23 protein-coding genes are annotated in these 24,213 nt (G+C 72.3%); 11 read left to right on the forward strand and 12 right to left on the reverse strand.

The annotated features are described in order from the left end of the window. Positions 1-126: 126 nt before the first annotated feature. Positions 127-1,101, reverse strand: coding sequence for a magnesium/cobalt transporter CorA (gene corA / locus WEB03_RS03300; protein WP_368069545.1), 975 nt, complete (start codon positions 1,099-1,101; stop codon positions 127-129). Positions 1,102-1,197: 96 nt separating this feature from the next. Here corA and WEB03_RS03305 point away from each other — a divergent pair, with 96 nt between their 5' ends. The 5 genes from WEB03_RS03305 to WEB03_RS03325 all read left to right on the forward strand — a co-directional run bounded on the left by WEB03_RS03305 (position 1,198) and on the right by WEB03_RS03325 (position 7,265). Further along, positions 1,198-1,860: an acetoacetate decarboxylase family protein gene (locus WEB03_RS03305; protein WP_368069546.1), complete on the forward strand. Its 663-nt coding sequence runs from the start codon at positions 1,198-1,200 to the stop codon at positions 1,858-1,860. A 320-nt stretch (positions 1,861-2,180) separates the two neighbouring features. Then, a complete protein-coding gene (locus WEB03_RS03310; RefSeq protein ID WP_368069547.1) occupies positions 2,181-3,128 on the forward strand; it encodes a YihY/virulence factor BrkB family protein in 948 nt (315 codons plus the stop codon). A gap of 48 nt (positions 3,129-3,176) precedes the next feature. Continuing rightward, positions 3,177-4,256 (forward strand): ATP-dependent DNA ligase, encoded by a 1,080-nt coding sequence (locus WEB03_RS03315; RefSeq protein ID WP_368069548.1) that lies wholly within the window; start codon positions 3,177-3,179, stop codon positions 4,254-4,256. Between the two features lie 118 nt (positions 4,257-4,374). Then, the gene (locus WEB03_RS03320; protein ID WP_368069549.1) at positions 4,375-6,528 is read left to right on the forward strand and encodes a transglycosylase domain-containing protein; all 2,154 of its coding nucleotides are present in this window, start codon (positions 4,375-4,377) and stop codon (positions 6,526-6,528) included. Further along, positions 6,528-7,265: a GAF and ANTAR domain-containing protein gene (locus WEB03_RS03325; protein ID WP_368069550.1), complete on the forward strand. Its 738-nt coding sequence runs from the start codon at positions 6,528-6,530 to the stop codon at positions 7,263-7,265. Before WEB03_RS03320 ends, WEB03_RS03325 begins: the two co-directional genes overlap by 1 nt. A gap of 28 nt (positions 7,266-7,293) precedes the next feature. Here the strand turns inward: WEB03_RS03325 and WEB03_RS03330 are convergent, their stop codons facing one another. Next, positions 7,294-7,860, reverse strand: coding sequence for a helix-turn-helix transcriptional regulator (locus WEB03_RS03330; RefSeq protein ID WP_368069551.1), 567 nt, complete (start codon positions 7,858-7,860; stop codon positions 7,294-7,296). A gap of 293 nt (positions 7,861-8,153) precedes the next feature. Here WEB03_RS03330 and WEB03_RS03335 point away from each other — a divergent pair, with 293 nt between their 5' ends. After that, entirely contained in the window at positions 8,154-8,858 is a 705-nt protein-coding gene (locus tag WEB03_RS03335) for a proteasome protein (RefSeq protein ID WP_368069552.1), read from the forward strand. 28 nt (positions 8,859-8,886) lie between these two features. On the opposite strand, the gene WEB03_RS03340 is transcribed toward WEB03_RS03335, so the two are convergent. Continuing rightward, positions 8,887-9,702: a pirin family protein gene (locus tag WEB03_RS03340; RefSeq protein WP_368069553.1), complete on the reverse strand. Its 816-nt coding sequence runs from the start codon at positions 9,700-9,702 to the stop codon at positions 8,887-8,889. 192 nt (positions 9,703-9,894) lie between these two features. Between WEB03_RS03340 and WEB03_RS03345 the strand changes: the two genes are divergently transcribed. From WEB03_RS03345 to WEB03_RS03355, 3 genes are read left to right on the forward strand one after another with little or no spacing between them, the layout of a single operon-like run. After that, complete coding sequence (locus WEB03_RS03345; protein ID WP_368069554.1) at positions 9,895-10,248, forward strand: hypothetical protein; 354 nt, start codon at positions 9,895-9,897, stop codon at positions 10,246-10,248. Continuing rightward, complete coding sequence (locus WEB03_RS03350; protein WP_368069555.1) at positions 10,245-10,625, forward strand: hypothetical protein; 381 nt, start codon at positions 10,245-10,247, stop codon at positions 10,623-10,625. Before WEB03_RS03345 ends, WEB03_RS03350 begins: the two co-directional genes overlap by 4 nt. Next, positions 10,574-10,819: a hypothetical protein gene (locus WEB03_RS03355; protein ID WP_368069556.1), complete on the forward strand. Its 246-nt coding sequence runs from the start codon at positions 10,574-10,576 to the stop codon at positions 10,817-10,819. Before WEB03_RS03350 ends, WEB03_RS03355 begins: the two co-directional genes overlap by 52 nt. Positions 10,820-10,843: 24 nt before the next feature. On the opposite strand, the gene WEB03_RS03360 is transcribed toward WEB03_RS03355, so the two are convergent. The 5 genes from WEB03_RS03360 to WEB03_RS03380 all read right to left on the reverse strand — a co-directional run bounded on the left by WEB03_RS03360 (position 10,844) and on the right by WEB03_RS03380 (position 16,783). Next, a complete protein-coding gene (locus tag WEB03_RS03360; protein ID WP_368069557.1) occupies positions 10,844-12,013 on the reverse strand; it encodes a serine hydrolase domain-containing protein in 1,170 nt (389 codons plus the stop codon). A 233-nt stretch (positions 12,014-12,246) separates the two neighbouring features. Further along, positions 12,247-13,089: a serine protease gene (locus WEB03_RS03365; protein ID WP_368069558.1), complete on the reverse strand. Its 843-nt coding sequence runs from the start codon at positions 13,087-13,089 to the stop codon at positions 12,247-12,249. Next, positions 13,086-13,547, reverse strand: a complete 462-nt coding sequence (locus WEB03_RS03370; protein ID WP_368069559.1) for an SRPBCC family protein — start codon at positions 13,545-13,547, stop codon at positions 13,086-13,088. The genes WEB03_RS03365 and WEB03_RS03370 overlap by 4 nt, the downstream gene beginning before the upstream one ends. Positions 13,548-13,628: 81 nt before the next feature. Beyond that, entirely contained in the window at positions 13,629-15,275 is a 1,647-nt protein-coding gene (locus WEB03_RS03375) for an LVIVD repeat-containing protein (RefSeq protein WP_368069560.1), read from the reverse strand. Next, positions 15,239-16,783 carry an LVIVD repeat-containing protein gene (locus WEB03_RS03380; RefSeq protein ID WP_368069561.1) on the reverse strand — a complete coding sequence of 515 codons (1,545 nt, stop codon included), beginning with the start codon at positions 16,781-16,783 and terminating at the stop codon, positions 15,239-15,241. The genes WEB03_RS03375 and WEB03_RS03380 overlap by 37 nt, the downstream gene beginning before the upstream one ends. 210 nt (positions 16,784-16,993) lie before the next feature. Between WEB03_RS03380 and WEB03_RS03385 the strand changes: the two genes are divergently transcribed. Next, complete coding sequence (locus WEB03_RS03385) at positions 16,994-17,431, forward strand: hypothetical protein (protein WP_368069562.1); 438 nt, start codon at positions 16,994-16,996, stop codon at positions 17,429-17,431. Between the two features lie 105 nt (positions 17,432-17,536). On the opposite strand, the gene WEB03_RS03390 is transcribed toward WEB03_RS03385, so the two are convergent. Together WEB03_RS03390 and WEB03_RS03395 are read right to left on the reverse strand one after the other, a co-directional pair. Continuing rightward, a complete protein-coding gene (locus WEB03_RS03390; RefSeq protein ID WP_368069563.1) occupies positions 17,537-19,426 on the reverse strand; it encodes a diguanylate cyclase in 1,890 nt (629 codons plus the stop codon). Then, positions 19,423-20,775, reverse strand: a complete 1,353-nt coding sequence (locus WEB03_RS03395; RefSeq protein WP_368069564.1) for an acyltransferase family protein — start codon at positions 20,773-20,775, stop codon at positions 19,423-19,425. Before WEB03_RS03395 ends, WEB03_RS03390 begins: the two co-directional genes overlap by 4 nt. 119 nt (positions 20,776-20,894) lie before the next feature. Here WEB03_RS03395 and WEB03_RS03400 point away from each other — a divergent pair, with 119 nt between their 5' ends. Further along, complete coding sequence (locus WEB03_RS03400) at positions 20,895-22,340, forward strand: aspartate aminotransferase family protein (protein WP_368069565.1); 1,446 nt, start codon at positions 20,895-20,897, stop codon at positions 22,338-22,340. On the opposite strand, the gene WEB03_RS03405 is transcribed toward WEB03_RS03400, so the two are convergent. Together WEB03_RS03405 and WEB03_RS03410 are read right to left on the reverse strand one after the other, a co-directional pair. Continuing rightward, positions 22,330-23,052 (reverse strand): alpha/beta fold hydrolase, encoded by a 723-nt coding sequence (locus tag WEB03_RS03405; RefSeq protein WP_368069566.1) that lies wholly within the window; start codon positions 23,050-23,052, stop codon positions 22,330-22,332. The genes WEB03_RS03400 and WEB03_RS03405 overlap by 11 nt on opposite strands. An 87-nt stretch (positions 23,053-23,139) precedes the next feature. Then, the gene (locus WEB03_RS03410; RefSeq protein WP_368069567.1) at positions 23,140-24,096 is read right to left on the reverse strand and encodes a LysR family transcriptional regulator; all 957 of its coding nucleotides are present in this window, start codon (positions 24,094-24,096) and stop codon (positions 23,140-23,142) included. Positions 24,097-24,213: the final 117 nt, after the last annotated feature.

The raw sequence follows: 24,213 nt of genomic DNA on the forward strand, positions 1-24,213 counted from the left end.
TCCTGGGCTGGGGCCCAGGTCCTTGCACGAGACCGTCGCGCCGAACCCCGCCGGCGCAACTTCCTGGGCTGGGGCCCAGGAAGTTGCGGTGGGACGTGGGTGGCGTGCGCGGTGGCCAGCCCCACGTCAGAGCCACCCGTTCCGACGGAACCCGACGTAGAGCGCGATGCAGATCGTCGCGATGATCCCGAGCGCGAACGGGTAGCCGTACTCCCACCGGAGCTCGGGCATGTCCTGGAAGTTCATCCCGTAGATGCCGGCGATCAAGGTCGGCGCGGCAGCGATGGCGACCCACGCCGAGATACGACGCATGTCCTCGTTCTGCTGGATCCCGACCTGGGCCAGGTGCGCATCGAGCGCGCTGTCGGCCAGCACCTCGACCGACAGCAACCGATCACGCGCTCGGATCGCGTGATCGTGCACGTCCCGGAAGTACGCCTCGAGGTCGGGATCCCCGACGAGCCACCGTGGCCGCGTCAGCCGGTCCGCCACGTCGACGAGCGGGTCCACCGCCCGGCGCGCGGACTGCACCTCGCGTCGCAACCCGTAGAGGCGGGCAGCGTGGTCCCCGCGGCCCGGCGAGAAGACGACCTCCTCGAGCGCGTCGAGCTCGGCCTCGAGAGCCTCGAGCACGTGGCTGTACCCGTCGACCGCCTGGTCCACCACGGCGTGGACCACCGCGGCCGGCCCGCGCGCGAGCTGGTCACGGTCGCTCTCGAGCCGCGCGGTGAGGTCGTCGAACAGTGCTCCCGAGCGGTGCCGGACCGTGATGACGTACGACGTGCCGAGGAGCAGCTGGACCTCGCCGACGGCGACCTCGTCACCGGGGCCCTCGCACCGCAGGGTCTTGACGACGATGGACGTCCCGTCACCGAACCGCTCCAGCTTCGGGCGCTGGTGGGCGTGCAGCGCGTCCTCGACGGCCAGCGGGTGGAGGTCGTAGGCCGCGGCGACCTCCGCGAGCTCCTCGTCCGTGGGCTCGACAAGGTCGATCCAGACGAAGGTCTCGGGGCGGTGCTGGCCCTGTTCGACCACGTCGGCCAGCGTGCCGGGCAGCTCGGACCGGACCCCGTTCCGGTACATCCGGCGGTGGACGATCACGTGGACGAGCTCCGATGCTGGCGGACACGGGAACGCTACTCCGGACCCGTGGCCGCCAGGCAGGTAGCGTCCCCGGCCGTCAGCCGAGGAACGACCGTGACCGCCGAGCCGCTGTACCCACCCGAGCCGTGGCACCTCGGCGGTTCCATGCACGTGAGCCTGTGGCGCGTGCCGGTCGGTGACCTGCCGGCATCCCTGCACGCCGCGCTGCCGACCGGAGCCCGGATCGCGACCGTCGCGGGGACCGCTCTCGTCGGCACCGCCTTCGTCCACTACGAGCCCGGCAGCGTGCTGAGCTACGACGAGCTCCTCGTGGCGACCCTGGTCCGGCACGGACGCGGGCTGCGCATCACGATCAGCGACATCTGGGTCGACTCCCCCGCCTCGGTCGCCGGCGGCCGCGAGCTGTGGGGCATCCCGAAGCGGCTCGCCGACTTCGAGCGCGGGGGCACCCGTCGCGGCAGCCTCCAGGTCCGCGCGATCGAGGACGGGGTGACGCTCGCCGAGCTGCAGGTCGTTCCTGGGGTGCGTGTGCCTGGCTGGCGCCGCCTGCCGATGCCCACCACGCAGCGGCTCGACGGCGTGGAGACCGTCAGCCGGGTCCAGTCGCTCGCCCGGGTGCGGTTCGCGCGGGCCGCGTGGCGGTTCCCGGCCGGCTCACCGATCGCCTGGCTCCAGGACCGTCGCCCGATCGTCACCACGAGCTTCGAGGAGCTGGCCATCACGTTCGGGACCGCGGGCGGTCCACGCCGCCGCTGACGAAGCCTTCCCCGGACGACCTCGACGACCTCGTCCGGACGGCCACGGCCACGGCGAGGTGTGCCCGGCGGTGGGCCGAAGGGTCGGAGCGGAACGAGGACGGGACGGTCACGAGCCGACACGGTCGTGGGAACGGACCGGCCGCCGGACGGCGGTCGCGGATCGGCACAGGAGGCTCCGTGGGGTTGGCAGACGCACGATCGCGGACACCCGGCGGGACACCCGAGGGGAGCTCCGAACGCGGGCGCACCGGCCACGAGCACGCGGGCCACGATGCTCGGCGGCCCAGCGATCTCCCGACCGGGGGCTGGAAGGCGGTCGTGAGCCGTGTCGTCGCCAGCCTGAAGCAGGACCACGTGTCGCTGCTCGCCGCCGGGGTCGCGTTCAAGGGCCTGCTCGCGATCTTCCCCGCGATCATCGCGGGTATCAGCATCTGGGGGCTGGTCGCGGACCCCGCGACCATCACCCGCCAGATGGGATCGATCACCTCGGCGCTCCCGGAGAGCGCGAGCGGTCTGCTCACCGACCAGATGGAGAACGTCGCCGGCAGCGACAGCTCGACCCTCGGGGTCGCGCTGGCCGTGTCGGTGCTCATCGCGCTCTGGAGCGCGTCGGGTGGCATGGCCGGCCTCATCGAGGGCATCAACGCCGCCTACGACGAGATCGATCGTCGCAAGTTCCCGAAGAAGCGCGGTCTCGCGTTGCTCCTGACCGTCGGCGCCATCCTCGGGCTGCTGCTCACGATCGGTCTGATCGCGGTGCTCCCCCCGGCGCTGGAGACGCTCGGGCTCGGTCGTGCGGGCGAGCTGGCGGTCCGCATCGGTACCTGGCCGTTGCTGGCGCTGCTGGCGATCGCCGGGTTGGCGTTGCTCTACAAGGTGTCGCCCGACCGTGACCAGCCGCGGACCCGCTGGGTCACGTGGGGCGCCGTGATCGCGACCGTCCTGTGGCTGCTCGGCTCGGCGGCGTTCACGCTCTACGTGGAGAACTTCGGCAGCTTCGGGGAGACGTACGGCACCTTCGCGGGGATCATCGTCCTGATGCTGTGGCTGTTCCTGAGCGCCTTCATCGTCCTGCTCGGCGCTGAGATCAACGCCGAGACCGAACGGCAGACGGCCCGCGACACCACCGTCGGCGACCCCGTGCCCCTCGGGCGACGCGACGCGGTGTCCGCGGACACCACTCCCGCGGACTGGAACGACGAGCGCGGGGTCGAGCGCGGTCCGGCATCCGACACCACGCCGGCCCCTCGGTCCGAGCAGCGCTGAGGCGTAGGCTCCGCGCGTCCACGACCCCAGCCCGGGACGGAGGCACCCGTGGACCTGCCCCTCACCCCGCCGGTCGACCCGATGCTGGCCAAGCTCGCGCGGGAGCTGCCGACCGGGGACCTGCTCTACGAGCCGAAGTGGGACGGGTTCCGTTGCCTGGTCTTCCGCGACGGCGACGAACTGCTCCTCCAGAGCCGCAACGGCAAGCCGCTCGACCGCTACTTCCCCGAGCTCCAAGCACCGCTGCGCGCACAGCTCCCGCCGCGGTGCGTGCTCGACGGTGAGCTGGTCGTCCCCCGAGGCGACGGCTTGGACTTCGACGCGCTCTCCGAGCGGATCCACCCCGCGGAGTCCCGGGTCCGGACCCTGGCCGAGGCGACCCCCGCGCGGTTCGTGGCTTTCGACCTGCTCGCGCTCGGCGACGACGACCTCACGAGCACCCCGTTCGTCGATCGACGTGAGGTCCTCGAGCGGACCCTCCGTGACGTCGTCCCGCCGCTCCACCTGACACCGGCGACCCGCGACCCGGCCACGGCCGCGGACTGGTTCACGCGGTTCGAGGGCGCAGGTCTCGACGGGGTCATCGCCAAACCGCTCGGCGACCGCTACCAGCCGGGCAAGCGAGCCCTGGCGAAGATCAAGCAGCAGCGCACGGCGGACGTGGTCGTCGGCGGCTTCCGCTGGCACAAGGACGGACAGGGGGTCGGGTCGCTGCTCCTCGGTCTCCACGATGCCGAGGGGAGGCTGCGACACATCGGCGTGGCGTCCTCGTTCAGCGCCGCCCGACGTGCGCAGCTCGTGGACGAGCTCGAACCCCACCGCGCCACGACCGACGCGGAGCTCGCCGAACACCCCTGGTCCGACGGTGCGGGGACCGCCGGCAGCCCCCGTCCCCCGTCGCGGTGGAACAGCGGCAAGGACACCTCCTGGGTGCCGCTGCGCATCGGGCTCGTCGCGGAGGTCGCCTACGAGCAGCTGCAGGGCGACCGGCTCCGCCACGGCGCTCGCTTCCACCGCTGGCGGCCCGACCGGGACCCGAACTCGTGCCGCTACGACCAGCTCGAGGCTCCCCCGCCGGCCGAGCTCACCGACCTGTTCGCCGCTGGCAGTGAGCCCGCGTCCAGCTGAACCTGACGACGGACGGACGGAGGGGACAGCGGCGAGCGGACGCCGACCAGCTGAGCGACGCTTCGCCGGTCCGGAGCCCGCTGGGGGTCCCGGCCGTGGTGGACCAAGGACCGGCGACGTGAACGAGCAGGGGCCACCGGTCGACGGTGAGGTGCGGGTCGGGGGACGTTCGCCCTGGTTCCGCCGGGCCATCGTCCTGATCAGCACCTCGCTCGTGCTCGGGATCCTGCTGCTCGCGGGCGGCGCGTTCGCGTTCTGGAGCCTGTACGACGGTGTGGACATCCCACCGCCCGACGAGCTCGCGATCCCCGACCCGACCAGGATCCGCGACGCGGAGGGCGAGTACCTCGCCACGCTCCAGCCAGCCGCCGTGCGGCGCAACGTCGACATCGACCAGCTCCCGGAGCACGTCCACCAAGCGATCGTCGCCGCCGAGGACCGGGCGTTCTACGACCACTCCGGGATCTCACCTCGTGGCATCCTCCGGGCAGCGTGGGCGAACCTCTCCCGGGGTGAGCGCGTCCAGGGTGCCTCGACGATCCCGCAGCAGTACGTCGAGCTGGCCATCACCGACATCCCCGACACCTACATCGGCAAGTTCCGCGAAGCGGCCACCGCGGTCCGTCTCGACCGCGAGCTCGAGAAGGACCAGATCCTGGAGAACTACCTCAACGCCGTGCCGTGGGGCCGACAGGCGTACGGCATCGAGGCGGCGGCCCGCACCTACTTCGACGTCCCCGCGACCGAGCTCGACCTGCACCAGTCCGCGGTCCTGGCCGGGATGATCGCCGCCCCGACCGCGTTCGATCCCGCCCGCAGCCCCGAGAACGCCTCCATCCGGCGCGACTTCGTCCTCGATGGGATGGTCCAGACCGGCGCGATCGAGCAGGCGGAGGCGGACGAGCTGATCGGAGCCGAGCTCCCACCGCTCCGTGACCGGCCCCTGGTCAGCTTCGGGAACGAGGCCTACTTCCTCGACGTGGTCGAGCGCGAGACGGTCCGCATCCTCGAGGAGCTCGGCGACGATCGCGACCCGAACGTGGACCTGTCCATCGAGACCACCTACGACGGCCGGGCCCAGGACCTCGCGACCGAGACCGCACGCGAGGTCCTCGAGGAGACCGAGCACAGCGCCAGCGTCGTCACGATCGATCACGAGACGGGAGCGATCCGGGCGCTGCTCGGTGGGCTCGACTTCCGGTCGCAGCAGTACAACGTCGCCATCGAGCGGCAGACCCTGCGCTCGCCCGGATCAGCGTTCAAGACCTTCGCGCTGGCCGCGTTCGTCGACCAGGGCTACCACCCGGACGCGACCCGCATCGACGGGCGCGATGACTACGTGCTCGAGATGCCCGACGGGCAGGAGGACTACGAACCGAGCAACTACGGCGACGGGTCGTTCACCAACATCACGATCCGTGAGGCCACCGTCCGGTCGGTGAACACGGCGTACGTGGCCCTGTCGGACGGGCTCGGGTTCGAGAGCGTCACCGACATGGCGAACCGGCTCGGGGTGGACACCGAGCTCGATCCGGTGCCATCGGCGGTCCTCGGCAGCCAGGGCGTGACCCCGCTCGAGATCGCGGAGGCGTACGCCTCCATCGCCTCGGGTGGCCAACACCACGAGCCGTTCGTCGTCAACCGCATCGAGACGCACGCCGGGGAGGTCCTGTTCGAGCACGAGGTGGCCGGCGAGGAGGTGCTCGACCCCAACGCCGCAGCCGTGGTCACCGACGTGCTCACCGACGTCGTGCGTTCCGGGACGGGCACCGCGGCGGCGACGGGTCGACCGACCGCCGGGAAGACCGGGACCACGAACGACTCCACCGACGCCTGGTTCGTCGGGTACACCCCCGAGGTCACGACGGCCGTCTGGGTCGGCAACCTCGACAACTCCCCGATGGAGACCGTGACGGGTGGCTCCTACCCGGCGACGATCTTCGGTCGCTACCTGACGGCGTTGCTCGACGACCTCGAGCCGTCGACGTTCCCCGAGCCCGACTACTCGGGCCTGTCGGAGTTCACCGAGGTCGAGTCCACACCGCCGCCACCCCCTCCCCCACCGCCGCGGGCGCCGAGCCCCGAGCCGGAACCCGAGCCGGAACCCGAACCCGAACCCGAACCGGAACCGGAACCCGAACCGGAACCCGAGCCCGAACCGGAACCCGAACCCGAACCGGAACCGCCACCAGCGCCCGAACCGCCCGAGCCACCCCCACCACCCGGCGGCGGTGACGGCGGCGGCGACGGCACCGACGGTGGGGGCGGTTGATGGCTCGGACAACACCGGACGCGCGGCCATCGAGGTACGGCGAGCTGCTCGGGGCGCTCTCGACCGTGCTCATCGACCACAGCACGCTCGAGGGGACGCTCGAGCAGCTGCTGCACGTGGCCACGGCTGCCGCTCCAGCCGTCGACGCCATGACCGTGACGACGATGGCCGACGACGACGGCTACACGTCCGCCGCCACGACCGACGCCGCGGCGAGGTCGGTCGACGAGCACGAGTACCTGATCGAGGAGGGCCCGTGCATCGATGCCCTCCACTCCGGCTCGGAGCAGTTCGTCACCGATGCCCACACCGACGAGCGGTGGCCCCGGTTCGCATCGTTCGCTGCAGCGGCGGGGTTCCGCACCGTCCTCGGTCTACCGCTGGCGGCACCCGATGGGCAGGTGCTCGGCGCGCTCAACGTCTTCGCCCGGTCCCCGGACGCCCTCGCGGAGGAGGATCTCGCGTTGCTCCGTCAGGTCGCGGTGCCCGCCGGCGCGATCCTGGCCAACGCGCGTGCGTACCACCGGACCGCGGCCATCAGCGACCAGCTGACCGCGTCGCTCGAACAGCGCGCCACGTGGCACCGTGCGATCGGCATCGTCCTCGGTCGGCACGGCGGCGACGAGGCGGGTGCTGCCGAGGTCCTGGCGCGGACCGCGGAGGCGGAGGGGGTCCCCGTCGAGCGCATCGCCGAGCAACTCGCCAGGGGCGCTCCGGTGTCGCTGCGGGGCGTGTGACGGCGCTCGGCAGCGCCCGGTAGTGCTCTCAGGCGGGCCGGCGCATGGAGGTCAGGTCGGCAACCCCGTCCCCCGAGGTGTCCCGTCGCGCGCGTCGCTCCTCGAGCGCAGCCCGACGCGCCGCTTCAGCAGCCGCACCTGGCCGCGTCGCCAGCCACCGCTGGATGACCGGACGGGTCCAGAGCGGCGTCCGACCCCGCTGCACCTGCGGCGCGGGCAACGTGCCCCGCGACCGGTAGCTGTCGATCGTCGCCTTCGAGACGTGGGCGAGCTCGGCCACGTCGGCGACGGTGAGCATGAGCTGGACGTGGAGCTCGGGAGCGGCCATCCCGACCACGAGGTGACCGGTGGTGGGGGTGCGGTCCCCGTGCTTCTGCACGAGCACCTCACCGATGTCGTCGCGTTCCCCGGCGAGCCACTCGAGCTCCGCGCGTCCGAGCTCGCGGGTGGCCTCAGCATCGGAGGCGTGGATCGCGAGCAGATCGGCGAGCGTCAGGTCACGAGCCTCCGGGACGGGGTCACCCCAGCTGTACCTCCAGACACCGAGCTCGTCGCGCTCGTAGGTGTCGTTCGCGTACCGCAGTCGCTGTCCCACCGCTCTCCCTCCGCTCGGTCCACCACCGTGGTGCGTGTCGAGGAGACGGCGTCACCCGGTCGCTGGCCGTCTCGGCCGACGCTCGGGTCTGAACGCGTGGCGGAGGGTACGGCCCCACCACACCGAACTGTCAAGGACCTCGGACCAGATGGCCACGGCGCGCCCGTTGACAGCCTTCCAGGGTGACCAGGCGACGGATCGGATCGCCGGACCGGCGACCGTTGCGGGATCCGGGCCAGATGCGCTCGACTCGAGCCATCGCCCTCAGCCACGTCCCGACCCCAGGAGCCACCGTGACGGTCGTCCTCGCCATCCGCTGCGACGATGGGCTGGTGATGGGTTCCGATTCGCAGATCACCGAGAGCGATCGCGGGATGAGCTACCCCGCGCGCAAACTCCACACCCTCGGGGAGAACGCCGCGTGGGGTGGCAGCGGCGCCCGGTCGGTGCTCTACGACCTCGAGGTCCAGTTCGAGGCGGAGTGCGACGAGATCGTGGGGTCGCGCGACGTCGCGCACGCCCTCCAGGAGCGGGTCGTACCGGCCCTCAAGCGCCACTACGAGCTGTTCATCCCGGACGTCCCGGGCGAGAGCGTCGAGGGGACCCCGTCGGCCTACGTGCTGGCGGCCGGGTACTCCCACGGTGATCCGTTCATCGTCAAGGTCGACCCCACGGGCCTGGTCGGACGGTACGAGGAGGTCGGGTTCCACGCGATCGGCAGCGGCGCACCGATGGCGCAGCAGGCCGGAGCGCTGCTCGGGCACTTCCAGATGTTGGAGCGCGACGTCGACTACGGCGTGATCGCGGTCGTCCGGGTGCTCGACGCGCTCGCGGTCAGCCAGCCGATGGTCGGTGGCCCGCTGAACATCGCCCGCATCACGCCCGAGGGAGCCCACCACCTCAGCGACGACGAGATCGACGAGGTCCGTGGCCAGGTCCGCCGGTGGGAGGAAGCCGACCAGGCCACCCTCGACGGCCTTTTCGACGGTGACCCCTGATCTCCGGCGCGCGGCCGAAGGCCGCTGGCTACCCCTCATCCGGCAGCCACGGCGGCCGGGGCGCGTCGATGCGGGGCAGCTGCGACGGCACCGGCGCGAAACGGTCGGTGTCGCGGTCCTGCCACGCGCGGTACGCGTCGGTCAGCTCGTCCTGGTCGCGAGCCACGAAGTTCCACCACATCGCGATCCGCTCCCCGAGCGGCTCACCTCCGAGCAGCAGGTAGCGCGCATCCCCGTCGGCGCTGACCGGCAGCTCGCTCCGGCCAGCGGGGAGCAGCGCCAACCAGCCCGGTTCGACCACCTCGCCACCGACCTGCAGGCGACCGTCGAGGAGCACCAGAGCATGCTCGAAGGACGTATCGAGCGGCAGGGTGGTGCGACCGCGAGGGACCGAGAGGTCGACCCCGACCAGCGCGGTATCGGTGCGCGCTGCCGAGCGCGCACCCACGAAGCTGCCGACGAGGATCGTGGCAGAACCGTCGTCCTCGAGGTCCAACTGCGGCAGGGACGCGTGGTGCTCGAAGGCGTTGGCGCCGTGCCGCGTGCCCTCGGGCTGCGCGATCCAGAGCTGGACCCCGCGGAACGGTGGTCGCGCAGCCAGCTCGGCGTGGCCGATCCCCCGGCCGGCCGTCATCAGGTTCAGCTGCCCCGGGCGTATCACCTGCTCGGTGCCGAGCGAATCGGTGTGGAGCGCCTCGCCCTCGAGCAACCACGTGGCGGTCGACAGCCCGATGTGGGGGTGGGGTCCGACCTCCAGGGGATCGGGTTCCTGCGCGTCCGCGGGGCCGATGACGTCCACGAAGCACCAGGCACCGACGGTCCGGCGGCCCTTGGTGGGAAGCACCCGCGCCACGGGGAGGCCGCCGACCTCGGTGTGCCGGCCCTCGCGCAGCTCGATGGGTTCGAGGGGCTCGTCCTCGCACTCGGTGTCGGGCGTTGGACGGGACCGTTCACGACCGACCTCCTCGGGACGGAGCGGCCACCCTAGGCTCGGCCGTTCACCGGCGGGTGGCCGGATCCTCCGGAGGAGCGCGTCGTGGCACGAACGGTCCAACTGACGGTCGCCGCCGAGCTGACCGATGAACTGCTCGCCGATCTCGAGCAGCTCGAGCCCCACACGCTCCGCGTCCACCGCGGCGCATCGCTGCGGCCACCGGGCGATCTCATCTCGCTCGAGGTCAGCAACGAGCGGCTGCGGGGGGTCATGCGCCTCGCCGACCGGCACGGCCTCGGGGAGCCTGGCGGTGTGGCGCTGTCCACCTCCGAGCCCCTGAGCCTGGTCTCCCACGGGTACACGGCGCTCTCCCGGGAGGAGGGCGGGGCGACCTGGGAGGAACTCGAGCTGGCCATGAGCCAGGATTCGACGATGACCGGGACCGGCTGCTCGTGATGGCCATCGCCGGCGCGATCGCCGGTCTCGGCATCATCTCTGGGACCGTCCACGTCGTCGTCGGCGCGATGATCATCGCGCCCGGGTTCCAGCCCTTCGCCCGGCTCGTCCTCGGCCTCGTGAACCGTTCCCGCTCGTGGATCGGCGGGCTCCGGGACGTCGCGTACGCGTACGCGGCGGTCGTGGCCGGATCAGCGATCGCAGCGGGCCTCAGCTCGGTCCTCGGTGCCTCGGCCCTGGACAGCGGAGGGACCAGCTACCTCGGGGCGGATCAGCTGGTCACCTACTGGACGACCACCACGTGGGTCGGCGTCACCGTCGGGGGGTGGCGGCGATCTGCGGCGGTCTACTGCTGGCGATCAACCGCACCGTCCTGACCGCCGGGGTGATGGTCGCGCTCGCGCTCGTGCCGACGGCGGCGCTGGTCCCGATGGCGCTGATCGCCGGTGATCCCACGCTCGCCGGTCGTGCCGGGCTGCGGTTCGTGATCGAGGCGGCCCTGGTCGTCGCCGGCTCCGCGGTGGTCTTCGGGCTCAAGCGTCGCCAGGACCGTCGGTCGCTCACGGACTGATGCTCCCCCGATCGGCAGGATCCGTCAGTCGCCGCGGGCGACCTTCAGCGCTGCCGCGGTGAGCCGGGGCAGCCGGAGGTCACCGATCGGCGTGGTGACGTTGCCGAGCCGGTTGGTCACGAAGGCGAGCGAGAGGCCGGTCTCGGGGTCCGCCCACGCACCGGACCCGCCGTAGCCGTAGTGCCCGAAGGCCTTGGACGCGGGCCGGCCAGCGGTGAACGCCTGGTGGTAGCCGAGCCGCCACCGCATCGGCAGCCCGAGCACGTAGTCGCGGCCGCGGTGTTGGACCCGGCCTGCCTCGTGCAGGGTCTCGGGTGAGAGGACCTCGTAGCCGTCCACCTGCCCATCGGTCGCCAGGGCCGCGTAGACCTTGGCGAGGGACCGGGCCGTGAAGACCCCGTTCGCCGCCGGCATCTCCGTAGCGAGGATGCGGCGATCGTCGTGGTCGAAGACCAGCCGCTCCCACCCGTCGATGAGCAACGCCTCGGCGAGGTAGCGCGTCCGCCGGTTGCCAGCGACGCGTGCGGCCATCTTCTCGTTGGCGATGCGTTCGGGGAGCGGCGGGAACAGCTCGGCGACCCGGTGCCACTGGTCGTCGGGGGTCCCGATGAAACACCCGTCGAGCCCGAGGGGTCCGGCGAGCTCCTTCTGTACCGCGTCACCGAGGCCGACCCCCGCGACGCGGTACACGAGCCCCGCGACGAGCCAGCCGTAGGTGAGCCCGTGGTACCCGGTCCCGCCGCGCTGTGGCTTGTTCGGCTGCTGTTCGGCGACGAGGTCGGCGATCGACCGGTGATCGAGCAGCTCCTCGGCGGTCGGCACCACCCCGCGGATGCGGTGTAGCCCCGCCTGGTGGCTCATGAGCGTGCGGAGGGTGATGTGCCGCTTGTCGTCGCTGGCGAACGCGGGCCACCAGGTCGCCAACGGTTCGTCGTAGGTGAGCAGCCCCTGGTCCACGAACCGGTGCACGACGGTGCTGGCGATGCCCTTGGTCGTCGAGAAGCTCATGGCGGCGGTCTCACGCTGCCACTCGCGCTGACCGTGCGCGTCGGCGTACCCGGCCCAGACGTCGACGACGGGTTCGCCGCGCCAGTAGACGGCCAACGCTCCGCCGCCGTTGGCGGGCTTCTTGAACGTGCGAGCGAACCGCTCCACGAGTGGGCGGAAACGACGATCGGCGGATCCCTGGACCATGCGGCGAACGCTACCCGGCGACGGCGCGCGGTCTGACATGCGCGCCCGTCCGGTCAGCGTGCGGTCGGGACCCGTTGCGGGTGGTCACCCGACGATCTGCAGCAGTTCCTCGCCCTTGGTGGCGTCCCTGATCGGACCGAGGTCCCCCCGGTCCGCTCCCCCGTCGCGGTGTCGAGCTCGTGGACGACGTTGGCGGTGGAGTCCACCGTCACGCACGGGACGGCCGCGCTCGCTCAGCACGACGGTGCCGGTCGTGCGTCGTCGATGGCCGACAGCAACCGCCCGGTGGGCGTCGCCACCCCGCGGCCGTCGCTCGCGATCGCGTGCACCTGTCCGACCACCTGGCCGTCGCTGGCCACCACGGGTGACCCGGATGCGCCGGGAGCGACCTCGAGGTCGAGCAGGAGCCGCTGTGGCTCGGCGACATCGACGGTGCCCGCCGCGGTGAACGGCGTCGCTGCAGGGAACCCCACGAGTCGGACCTCCTGGCCGGTGGACGGCAACCCGCGCTGGAGCGACAGCGCGGGCGGCAGTCCGGACGGATCGGCGACCTCGAGCACCGCGACGTCGGCGGTGCCGCTCAGCCGCACACCGGTGACCTGTACCTCGGTGGACCCGTCGAGCGCACGGACACCCACCGTCCGAGCGTCCTCCACCACGTGCCGGTTGGTGAGCAGCGCGGGGCCGCGATCGGTCTGGACCACGAACGCGGTCCCGGTCCCCGCGCGGCCGCTGCAGCCGAGCGAGCGCACGAGCAGCACGGTGTCGGCGGCCGCCGCCCCGCTCCGCTCCCCGTCGAGGGTGGCCACCACCTCACCCGCCGACCGGCGGAAGGACCACTCGTCACCGAGGAACGCGACGGCCGGCACGACCATGGCGATCACGACGACGATGACTAGCCACGTCCGGGCAGAGGCGACCAGCCGCGACAGCGGGGAACTGAAGCCCTCGAGGTCGTCCTCGGGTGCCTCGCCGGGGACGGGCGGGACGATCGCCACGCTCTCGTGCCCGGCGGTCGACTCCGGGATCGGGGAGTCGACGCTCGGGTGCTGCGGATCGTCACCCTCCCCGGTCACGTCGCCTCGACGAGGCCGGCGAGCCCGGCCAGCGTGGCACGCATGCCACGCCGGTTGTGTTCGGCACGGTCACGAACACCGGTCGTGAGCGGCGCCGCCACGGCGATCCAGCGCGGTCGCCGATCGGTGGTCGACTCACGGACGAGTGTGCCACCACCCTCGGCCGGCTCGAGCTCGTAGCTCCACGACGACACGGGGACGCCGACGAGCGTGACGTCGTAGGCGAAGCAGCGTCCGGGTTCGGCCCGCGTGACCGTCGCGGTGGTCGCCCACCGGAAGACCCCGTGCCGGTTGAACCCCCGGAAGCGGCTGCCGACGGGATCGGCGCCGGGGTCATCGAGCCAGCGGACCCGGAAGCACTCGGGGCTGAGGGCGGCCGTGGCGATCGGATCGGAGACCACGGCGTAGACGTCGTCGGGCGACGCGTCGACCCGCCGCTCCTCGCTGATCGTGGTCACGTCACGCCCGTTCGATGGCTGGCCGACGAGGGTACTCCGGGCTCGTCGGCCACCTCACGGCCCGCTCAGCGCGGCCGGTGGTCAGGCGGAGCGACCCGGCAGGACGCAGAACCCGCCCCCGGATCCCGGAGCACGCGGCGGGGTGGGCCGCGGTGGCAGCACCGCCGGGAGCAGTTCGGCCGAGCGGTCCACCGGCAGGGCGGTCCGCAGCGACGTGGAACCGGCGAACACGCCCGCGGAGGGTCCGTTCGATCGAGCCGCCTGGTCCGACGGCGCGGCACGGTCCGAGCGCCCCGGCTGGTCCGGACGCTGCGGCTGGTCCGGACGGTCCGGACGGTCCGGACGGTCCGGTCGATCGGGTGCTGCCTCGCCGCCTTGGAAGGCCGGATCGGCGGCGCGGACCTCCGGTGCGTCGAGCACCTCGACGCCCCGGACCATGTCGTTGATGACGAGGTAACCGGCGTAGTAGTGCCCGCTCCACGCGACGCCGTCGTGCGGCATGTAGTGGGCGATCATCTCCGGGGCCATCGGATCGGTGATGTCGTGGGCGGTCGTACCCCCACCGAACCACGAGGCGACGATGACGTCGTCGCTACCCGGGACCCAGTTGTAGTTGTGGGCTGCGCACCACGAGTCCGCCCAGCCGTTGACGGGGCCAGCGTCGTAGAGCGTCCCGAACCCCTGATCATCCGGGTGGCCGGGCGGCGACACGCGCCCCGCGAGCACCGGGACCTCCGGCACCGTGATGTCGTAGATCCACAGCGACCCGTAGAGGTCGGCCGCCTCGCCCGAGCAGGTGTGGAACCCGAACGCCTCGTCGTTGATGGCGAGGTAGCGACCGCTCGGGCTGATCACGGCGTTGTGCGCGAACTGGATGGCCGGGTTCACGATCGTGCCGACGACCTGCGGGGACTCGATGCGACCACCGGCGATGTCCCAGACCTGGACCTCACCGAAGCCGGCGCAGTACGCGTGATCACCGTCGCCCGTGAACCCGAGGTCGTGGCAGCCCTGCGCGTTGTGCTGGAACGCGGTCACGTAGCGGGGGGCGAGCGGGTCGGAGAGGTCGACGATGCCGGTCGGGCTCACGCGCTGGTTGGGCACGTTGGTCCCGTTGGCGAGCCCGCCGGGCAGGATGTAGAGGTAGGGACGCGTCGGGTGCGGCATCACCGTGTGCGCCGAGTCGTGTCCCACCACCGACACGATGTGCGGGGCGGTCTTGTCGGTGACGTCGACGACCATGACGCCGTTGAACGCGCCGTACCCGGGGCGGGTGTTGGGGTCGTCGGCGAGCGCGTCCGCGGTGCAGACGTTGCCGTGATGCGCCATCACGACGAACTCGCGGTCCCCGGACGCGGTGTTGTAGACGGCCGGATCGAGGTAACGGACGTAGTTGTCGGTCCCGGGGCAGGCGAGCTCGCCCACGACCGACATCGAGTCGAGGTCGATGATGCGCAGACCGCCGTGCTGGCCCTCCTCGACGTTCTGCCGGTTGAGCGAGTCGTCGAGGTTGGCCTGGCCGGCGAACAGGTAGCGCTCGCCGTCGGAATCGACCTCGCTTCCACCGACGCCGGGGAACCGCGCGAGCGGGGTCACGTCCCCGACGATGGTCGCGTCCGCGTCGACGGGAACGACCGTGGGAGCGGCCGCCCCCACGGTCAGCGGTGCCAACGCCAGCAGCGCGGCGACGGTCAGGGCCTGGGTCCGACGGACCGGGTTCGTGCGCACGGTCGAACTCCTCGTGGTTCGAGCGGGTGGCTGGTCAGGCGTCGCCGACGGCAGCGGGGGGGGGCGGTGTTGCGGCGTCGCACCGCGGCGGTGAGCAGCAAGGCGCCGGCCAACGCCAACGCGAGCGCGCTCGGGTGCTGCCCGGCACGTATCCAGAGCGGAGCGACCTCAGCGGTCGAGCCGATCATCAGCAGGTCGAGCTCCCCCACGACCGTCCCGGTCGCCGGCTCCTCGGTCAGCCGCAGGACCTCGAGGCCACGTCGGTAGTCCATCGAGTAGACGATGTCGTCGGTGATCCACTGGGCGGACCCGGCGTAGCCCTCGGCCGGTGTGAACCAGCCGATCTCCTCCATCGTCCCGTCGGGGGCGACGTCGACGAAGCGTGTGCCCCAGTCGTAGTAGGCGACCACCATGCGGCCGCCGCCGTCGAAGCTCGGTGCCAGCTCCATCCAGTGGGCGCAGTAGAGGGTGTGCCCCGGCGCGTTCCCGTCGAGGAACAGCCCGCGCTCCTCGACGTGGAAGGTGTCGAGCGGCTCGAAGGAGGCGTCCCCGACGCGGGCAGCCTGCCGCGCGTTGCCGGTGCGCTCGAACCGGCGGTCGGCAGCCACGACATCGCGGGTGCCGTAGGTGCTGATCCACGACCCCTCCCCCTGGCAGTCGCTCCCAGCGAGGTTCGTCGCCCCCTCGGGGGCGATCTCGGTGCCCGCCACCAGGATCGGGTCACGCCCCTCGTTCGCCCACTCGACGCTGTGGTACCCGAAGGTGTGGTACTCGACCTCGAGGTCGTTGAGCAGCCGCGGCGCAGTGGGGTCGCTGGTGTCCATCAGCACGTTGTGCGCACCGGCGGACATGACCCGACCGGTGCGGAACTCGGTCAGGTCGTGGGTGTAGGGCGAGTTCGAGAACCCCTCGCCGAGGCCGACGTGTTCGCGCCAGGAGGTGTCGAGGACGACGGGGTCGGTCGGGTCGGTGAGGTCGACGATGTAGCCGGTCCGGCCGTAGGCGTAGGCGCAGCCGTTCGTCGGCGTGGAGACGCACGTCCAGGTGTGGTCGGCGACCGGGGCGGCGCCGATCACACGGATCGCCGCCGGGTCCGACACGTCGACGACCTTCAGCGTCGCGTTCAGCGACCCGGAGGTCGGGTCGATCGCGTCGACGAGGAGGATCTCGCCATCGGTGTCGGGGTCCTCCTGGGCCAACGCCGCACCGGTCCCCGACTGTGGCAGCGGCAGCGATCCGAGCAGGCTCGGTTGCTCCGGCGTCGACACGTCGTAGACGAACACCCCCCGCGGATCGGTCAGGTAGAAGCGGTCCTCGACCAGCCGGCCGCCAGCGGTCCCGGCATGCTCGGGGAAGCGGCCGAGGAACTCGACGTTGTCGGTCGCCGCGTAGGTCAGGTCCAGCGGACTCGTCGGGGCGAGCGGCACGGCGGGGTGCGCCGAAGCTGCCGGCACCGTGCCGAACGTCACCGCGACGACACCGATCAGGATGGTCAGGTTCCGCCGCACGCTCGCTCCCGGTCTCGGCTCTGCCGAACCTCTTCGGTGGGCGACGGGCGGGTCCCTGCCGTCCGTGCGTTCCGGGCACGTCGGGTGAGCGCGCGCCGGCGTGCACCCACCGGACGCACCGCCCGTGGGTGTAACCGATGCGGCAGGCGGCGGGTCCAACCAGGTGCGCGGTCCAGATCGGTCCGCGAGCCCACGCACCGGAGGTGGACCGTGTACCCGTTCGTCGTCCTCATCGTCCTCGCGCTCGGCTTGTCGGTCCTGCACCAGACCCTCGACGAGCTGCTGCCGTTCCGCACCCCCGCTGCCCTCACCCGCACCCTCGCGGTCGTGATCGCTGCTGGGCTCGCCTTCATGCTCAACTACTCCGCCTTCGCTGCTTTCGGGCAGGACCTGCGGGCCGAGTGGATGCACCCGGTGATGACCGGTCTCGTCCTCATCGCCAGCGGTGAGCTCGTGCGCGCGGTCATCAGCGCACTCGCCCACCGTGCCGGGGAACCCCCGGTCGAGACCGAGCTGGCGTCCGCGGGGTCCGTGCCGCCTGATCACCGGTCCCACCCGCGAGACCCTGTCGGCCACCGCCGGAGGTCCCACCACATCGGGCCTCCGGTCGGTGGCCGTCCTCACGGTCCGACCGATCCGGATCGGTGAGGTGGAGGCGCGACGGCGCTCGATGGCGTCCCACCCGGCCGGCTCCGCCCGGCTCGGCGAGCTGCTCGCCTTCCCCCGCGAGCGTGCCGGGGTCCGCTGAACCGGTCAGCGGCTGCTGGTCGCCATCGATGGCGGTGGCGCGGACCCGTCCGACCCATCCTGGCTCCAGGACACGCCCGCACCCCCCTCACGCTTCGTGCGGTACATCGCCGCATCCGCGCTTCGCAGCAGGTCCTCGACGTCCGTCGCATCCGGCGTCGCGGTGGCGATACCGACGCTGGCCGTCACCGGGAGGACACCACCCTGGCTCGACACCGCGATGTCGCAGGCGGCGAGCAGCCGGACGGCCAGACGCTCGAGCTCGGAGGTCGAGGCGTCGGGGAGCAGCACCACGAACTCGTCCCCCGCCAAGCGGGCGACCGTGTCCTCCTCGCGGACCGCTGCGCGTAACGCCCGGGCCACCTGCACGAGGACCTCGTCGCCAGCGTCGTGGCCGAGGGTGTCGTTGACGGCCTTGAACCCGTCGAGGTCGAGGAAGATCGCGGTGACCGCCGCGACGTCCCGCCGCTCGAACAGACGGGTGAGCCGGTCGATGGCCAGCGTGCGGTTGGCGAGACCGGTCAGCGGGTCGTGGAGGGCGTCGTGACGCAGCCGCTCCTCCGCGGACCGGCGCCGGGCGGCAGCCGACAGCATCAGCGCGATCGATTCGAGGAAGTCACGGTCACCGGGTCGTGGGCCACCGTCCGGGTCGATGACAGCCACGACCTCGGCGATGTCGTCGCGGCCGTCGTTGACCCAGAAACGCTCGACCTCGCACCCGTCGGTCCCATCGGGGTCCGGCGATCCGGCGGCGACGACACCGCAGGTCACGCCGACGAGCGCGCTAGCGAGCAGGTCGTCGGTGTCGGCGATCAGCTCGGTGATCGATCGCTCGTCGAGCGCCCACCGTCCGACCGTGGCCACCGCCGCGTCCCGGCGAGCGGCCGTCTGCAGGCCGCGGCGCGCGGCGTCACGCTCGGTCAGCAGCCGGGCGACCCGCCAGACCGCCAGCGAAGCCACGACCACGCTGCCGACGGCGACCAGCGTGGCGTCGCTGCGATCCTCGACCAGCCGGAGTTGGCTGACCGGTCCGGCGAGCAGTGCCACCCCCAGCACGACCAGCCTGTCGGTCGGCATCCCACCGAGCGACGCCGGCGGGACCGGTTCGGTGAGCCGCGCCATCCCGGGGTGGAGCGCCGCCGCGCCGACCGCGACGAACGCCAGGACCCAGAGGACGTCGATGCCGGTGACCTGGGTGTCGAGCCCGTCGCGCAGCAGTTGCGCCGTCCACAGGTTGCCGAGCAACGTCAGCACGCTCGCCGCGACCAGCAGCCACGCGGATGGGAGGCGGTGGCCGTCGGCGAACAGGATGCGGACGCTCGCGGTGACGACCGCGGCGAGGACCAACGGCGCGCCCGTGACCCAGATCCGATCGATATCGCCGACACCGGGCGTGAAGCCGGAGCCGAAGAGCCACGCCCCGAGCACGGTCGCGAGAGCGACCATCACGATCAGCGCATCGATGACGTTGTCGCGATCGCGGCCACCGGTCCGGGCCCGGACCATCATCAGGCTGGCCACCCCGACCAGCGGGTAAGCGACCAGGTAGATGGCGTCCCGCAGCAGCCCCACGACCTCCGCTGCGGGGCCGTCGGCGAGACCGAGACCGAGCATCGCGGAGATCGACCAGCCGATCCACAGCATCGCGACGGCAGCGGTCAACCCGTACCAGGGTCGCCGGTTGACGGGACGGCGCCGTCGGACGCCGACCACCAGCGCCACGACGGCCAGACCCGGGGCCACGTACCACCAGCGGTACATCCACGGGGTGTCGGCGGTCCAGAGCGTCACCCCCACCGCCGCGCAGGCGGTGGCCAGGGTGAGCACGACGCGCTGGAGGTCCACACCTCCGGGAACGGCACCGGCGTCGGCCGACTGGAGGGTGGAGTCGTTCACGCGCTCACCCCGCGCGGTGCGGCGCGCACGGGTGGCCCCTCATCGGCCGTCGGTGATCGGTCCTGGCGGTGCGTTCGGAGCAGCCAGGACGCGGCGACGACCAGCACCACACCCACGATCGCGCCCGGCTGTGCTCCGAGCGCCATGGCGACGACGATGCCAGCGAACAGCGCCGTGCCCCCGACGATGGTGGCGGGCAGCGACGTCGTCTGCGGCACCTTCGGCGTGCGTCGCGTCTCGAACGCGATGACCGCGGCCATGACGGGCGTCACCGCGAGCAGGCAGAGGACGATCCAGACCAGTCGACCGCTCCAGAACCCGACCTCGCCCGGGACGCCCGCGTCGATCGGAGCACCGAGCCGCTCACCGAGCCAGGCGGCGGGGAGCTCGGCGAGCTTGTGCCACAGGTACAGCGGCATGCCGAGCGCCCCGAGGATCGCGACGGCGCGACCGACGGGCCGCGACGTCAGCGCCCGTCGCGCTGGGCGTTCGAACAGGAGGACGACGCCGACCTGGACCCACATCACGCCGACGAGCGCCAACGTCGGTGGGAGGACGTTCGACGAGCCATCGAGCGCACCGCCGACCATCGCCACCGGGTAGCCGACGGCCACGGCTGCGGCGAGCCAGCCGAGACCGGCCAGGAGCAGCACCGCCCCGGTACCGGTCCCCCCGAACCGGCCCCGGCGCCACGCGATCCCGAGCTGTTGCGGCAGGAGCCACACGGCCAACCCGTTGATCCACCCGATCCCCCCGCCGGTCCCCGTGACCTGAGTACCGAGCTGGGTGAGCCCACCGGGGGTCACGCCACCGCGGAGCAGGTCCACGACGACCGCGACCGCCAGCAGACCGCCGACGGCCCACAGCCCGAACCGCTCGTCCGCCCGGACGCCGAGCGGCAGCAGCGCTTGGACGGCGAGCAGCATCACCAGGAACCACAGGTGCACGGTGAGCGACTGATCCAGCGGACCGAGCAGGCGCCCGCCGGTGCGCAGCGCGATCAGGGCCATCACCGCGAGGACGACGAGGTAGGTGACGGTCGGGCGGGCCAGCCCGAGCGCACGACCGGCCCACCACACCCGTTGGCTCGCCCCGCTCTCGAGCCGGCGCGCGACCCCGTCGGTGCTGACGGCCGCGGAGACGAAGACGAACAACGGGACGACCTGCAGCACCCACGTCAGCGTGCCGGCCCCGTCCCACACCGTCAGGAGGTGCTCGGTCGAGACCATCCGCCCGGCCTCGACCCGGGGCAGCGTGGCCACCCAGTGCCCGAGAACCACCACGAGCAGTGCGCCCGCCCGCAGCGCGTCCGGGTACCGATCCCGGGTGGTGCTCGCTTCCCCTGCCACGGCCCCACCCATCGCCCACGTGAACGCGCATCCTGACAGACCGGCGAGGTGGCGGCGACCAGCCATGTGGATCGCCGTGTGTCACCATGGATCGACACCGGCACAGGAGCGGACCCTTGGTGCCATCCGACTGGGACGGCGTGCTCGACGCGGCGACGACGTCCGCCCGCGCCTACCTCGACTCGCTCCCGGAACGACGGGTCTACCCCGTCACCTCACCTGCGGCGATCCGAGCCGTCGTGGACCGTCCGCTGCCGGACCGGGGCACCCCCGCCGCCGAGGTGGTCGCCGACCTCGCGCGGGAGGTCGAACCCTTCGTCACGGCCCACGCGTCGGGGCGGTTCTTCGGCTTCGTGATCGGCGGTCTCCACCCGGCCGCCTACGGCGCCGAGCTGCTGGTGTCGACCTGGGACCAGAACGCCGGGCTCTACGCACCGACGCCCGGCGTCTCCATCGTCGAGGAGGTGGCTGCCCGGTGGATGATCGAGCTGCTCGCCCTCCCCGCGGGCAGCAGTCTCGGTTTCGTGACCGGCGGCCAGATGGCGAACTTCACCTGCCTCGCCGCTGCCCGGGACCACGTGTTGCGCGAGGCCGGGTGGGACGTCGAGGCGGACGGGCTGCAGGGCGCTCCCCCGGTCCACGTCGTGGTCAAGGCGGGGCGTCACTCGACGATCACCCGGGCTCTGCGCTTCCTCGGGCTCGGCGAGCGGACGGCGACCGAGGTCGCCTGCGACGACGAGGACCGGTTCCTGCTCGACGACCTCCGCCGCACGCTCGAGGCGACCACCGGTCCCACCATCCTCTGCGCCGAGGCCGGGAACGTGAACACCGGGGCGTTCGACCGCTTCGAGGCCATCGCCGACGCGGCGGAGGCGCACCGTGCACGGGGCAACCCGACCTGGGTGCACGTCGACGGTGCCGTCGGGTTGCTGGCGGCCGCCTCGGCCCATCATCGCCACCTCACCGCCGGGATGGAACGGCTCGACTCCTGGTCGACCGACGGTCACAAGCTGCTGAACGTCGCCTACGACTGTGGCGTGGCGATCTGCCGCGACCCCGCCCCCCATCACGCCGCGATGAGCGTGCGCGCCAGCTACCTCATCCAGGGTGACGGCGACGTGCGCGAAGCCATGGACTGGAACCCGGAGTTCTCGCGCCGGGCGCGCGGCGTCGGGGTCTACGCGACGCTCCGCTCCCTCGGCCGTGAGGGGGTCGCCGAACTGGTCAGCCGCACCACGGGGCTGGCGCAGCGCTTCGCGGCCGAGCTCGCCGGATCCGGCCGGGTCGAGGTCGTCAACGACGTGGCGTTCAACCAGGTCCTCGTGCGGTGGCGGCCGCCGGACGATCACGATCCGGACGCCTTCAACGACGCGGTCATCGCTGCCGTCCAGGAGGATGGCAGCGCGTACGTGAGCGGCACCACGTGGCGGGGGCGACGGCTCATGCGCATCTCGGTCTCGGACCGGGCGACCGACCAACGGGACGTCGACCACACGGTCGCGGCGATGCTGCGATGCGCCGCGGCCGTCACCGCCCGGGCGGGCGCCGGGACCGTCACCCCGTGACGAGGACGCCCTCGAGCAGCGTCGCGGTCCGTTCCGGGTCGCTGACGTGGAGGTCGTGCGGACCCACCACCTCGAGGTAGTGCCAACCGGCGTCGCGGGCCCGGCGGGCCGAGCCCGCCAGGGGGTCACCCTCCGGCTCACCATCCGTCCCCACGTAGCGCAGGTAGCTCCGCGGCACGGCGTCTCCGGCCCCGGTCAGCTCGGCGGGGTCGTCGAGGGTGGCGAGCGGATGCGCGACCAGCCGCGGCACGTACCAGGCAGCCACGGCCGGCGGGAGGCCCATGTCGTCCGAGAACGGCAGCGGGACCTGCCAGCCGTCACCGTGTTCCGCCGCGAGTTCGCGGACGCGGCGGGTCCAGGCCGGTCCGCACAGCGAGTTGCACGAGTCCCCGTCGGAGGGCACGAACGCGTCGAGGTAGACGACGCGCCGGAGCCGTTCTGGCACCCGATCGGCTGCCACGGTGACCACGACGCCACCGTAGCTCTGGCCCACGAGCACGACGTCGGAGAGGTCCTCGGTCACGAGCACCGCGACCACGTCATCGACGTGGGTGGTGAGCCGGACGCTCCGAGAGGCGAGGTGGGCGCGGTCGCCGAGCCCGGTCAGGGTCGGGGTGTGGACGTCGTGACCCCGCGAGCGGAGCGAGGACGCGACCTCGCCCCACTCCCAGCCGCCTCCCCACCCACCGTGCACGAGCACGAACGTGGCCATCGGCGCCCCTCCCGGCGCAGCATGCGCCGTCGATGGGCAGTCGTCCAACGTCGACCGGAGCGGGATACTGCGAGTGCGCCGCGGCGGTCAGCGCCAGAGGGTGATGTGCACGCTCGGGCGGAACCGGTGCACCCCCGCACCGGATCCGGAGAGCATCGCCTGCGTGGCACGCGGGGTCGTGATGAAGCGGATGAGCTCGGCGGCCGGCGCCGCGACCCGCTCGGCGTTCAGGGTCGAGGCGTTCCAGGTCGCATCCACCCAAGACGCCGCCGAGGCGATCCGCGCCAGACGGCCGGCCTCGAGGTCGGCGCGGACCGCGAACCCGAGCGCCAACGCCAGGCCCGTCCCGCGCCGGACCTCCTCGAGCGCCGCGGCGTGGCTCTGGAAGATGCGCTGCCGTGCCTCGGGCACCTGGAGGGTGTCGAGCACGTACCTGGTCACCCCTTCGGACTGGGCGGCCGACGGGCCGAGGAACCAGTCCTGGACCGCCAGCTCGGGAGTTGCGACCTTGCGTCCGGCGAGCGGGTGCCCCGGCGCTGCGACGATCATCACCTGGTAGCGCAGGAACGGCGTGACGGCGACCCCCGGTGGGGTGGTCGCGCTCGGCGGACCGATGGTCACGTCCACGACCTGCGAGGCGAGCAGCGAGGCGAAGCGTCGGGGCGGTTCGATGCTGAGCTCCACCTGCAGGTCGGCCGCACGGGAGGAGAACAGCTCGATCAGCCCGGGAGCCGCGTACTCGGCGAACAACGCGCTGCTGGCGATCCGCAGGGTGCGTCGCCCCTGGGCCGCGGCCTGGACCTCCTGGCGCGTCCGGTCCTGGAGGCCGAGCATCTCGACCGCCCGGGTCGCGAGCCGTAGCCCGCCCGGAGTGAAGGCGAGCCCCGACGCGGTCCGCCGGAACAGCTCGTCGCCGAGCTCGCGGCGGAGCGCGGCCACGTGTCCCGACACGGCGGCGTCGGTGACCTCGAGGCTGCGGGCCGCCCCACCGACCGAACCCGTGCGGGCGATGGCGGCGAAGGCACGGAGCTGAGCGGGCGTCATGTGCTCATCGTGCCGCGTCACACGACCCTTCACAACGCACGCCAACGACCTCTTCAAGGGTTCGCTTAACCGCGCGTTGACCTGCGGCCGTGCGGGTGGCTTCATGCGGGCGTCCGC

The sequence above is a fragment of the Nitriliruptor sp. genome, from assembly GCF_040882075.1.
Taxonomy (GTDB): domain Bacteria; phylum Actinomycetota; class Nitriliruptoria; order Nitriliruptorales; family Nitriliruptoraceae; genus Nitriliruptor.

What these genes read in the sequence shown, in the direction of transcription:
- WEB03_RS03405 (WP_368069566.1), bottom strand. Translation starts at nt 23,052, where the DNA reads ATGGCCACGTTCGTGCTCGTGCACGGTGGGTGGGGAGGCGGCTGGGAG.
- WEB03_RS03410 (WP_368069567.1), bottom strand. Translation starts at nt 24,096, where the DNA reads ATGACGCCCGCTCAGCTCCGTGCCTTCGCCGCCATCGCCCGCACGGGT.
- WEB03_RS03360 (WP_368069557.1), bottom strand. Translation starts at nt 12,013, where the DNA reads ATGGTCCAGGGATCCGCCGATCGTCGTTTCCGCCCACTCGTGGAGCGG.
- WEB03_RS03325 (WP_368069550.1), top strand. Translation starts at nt 6,528, where the DNA reads ATGGCTCGGACAACACCGGACGCGCGGCCATCGAGGTACGGCGAGCTG.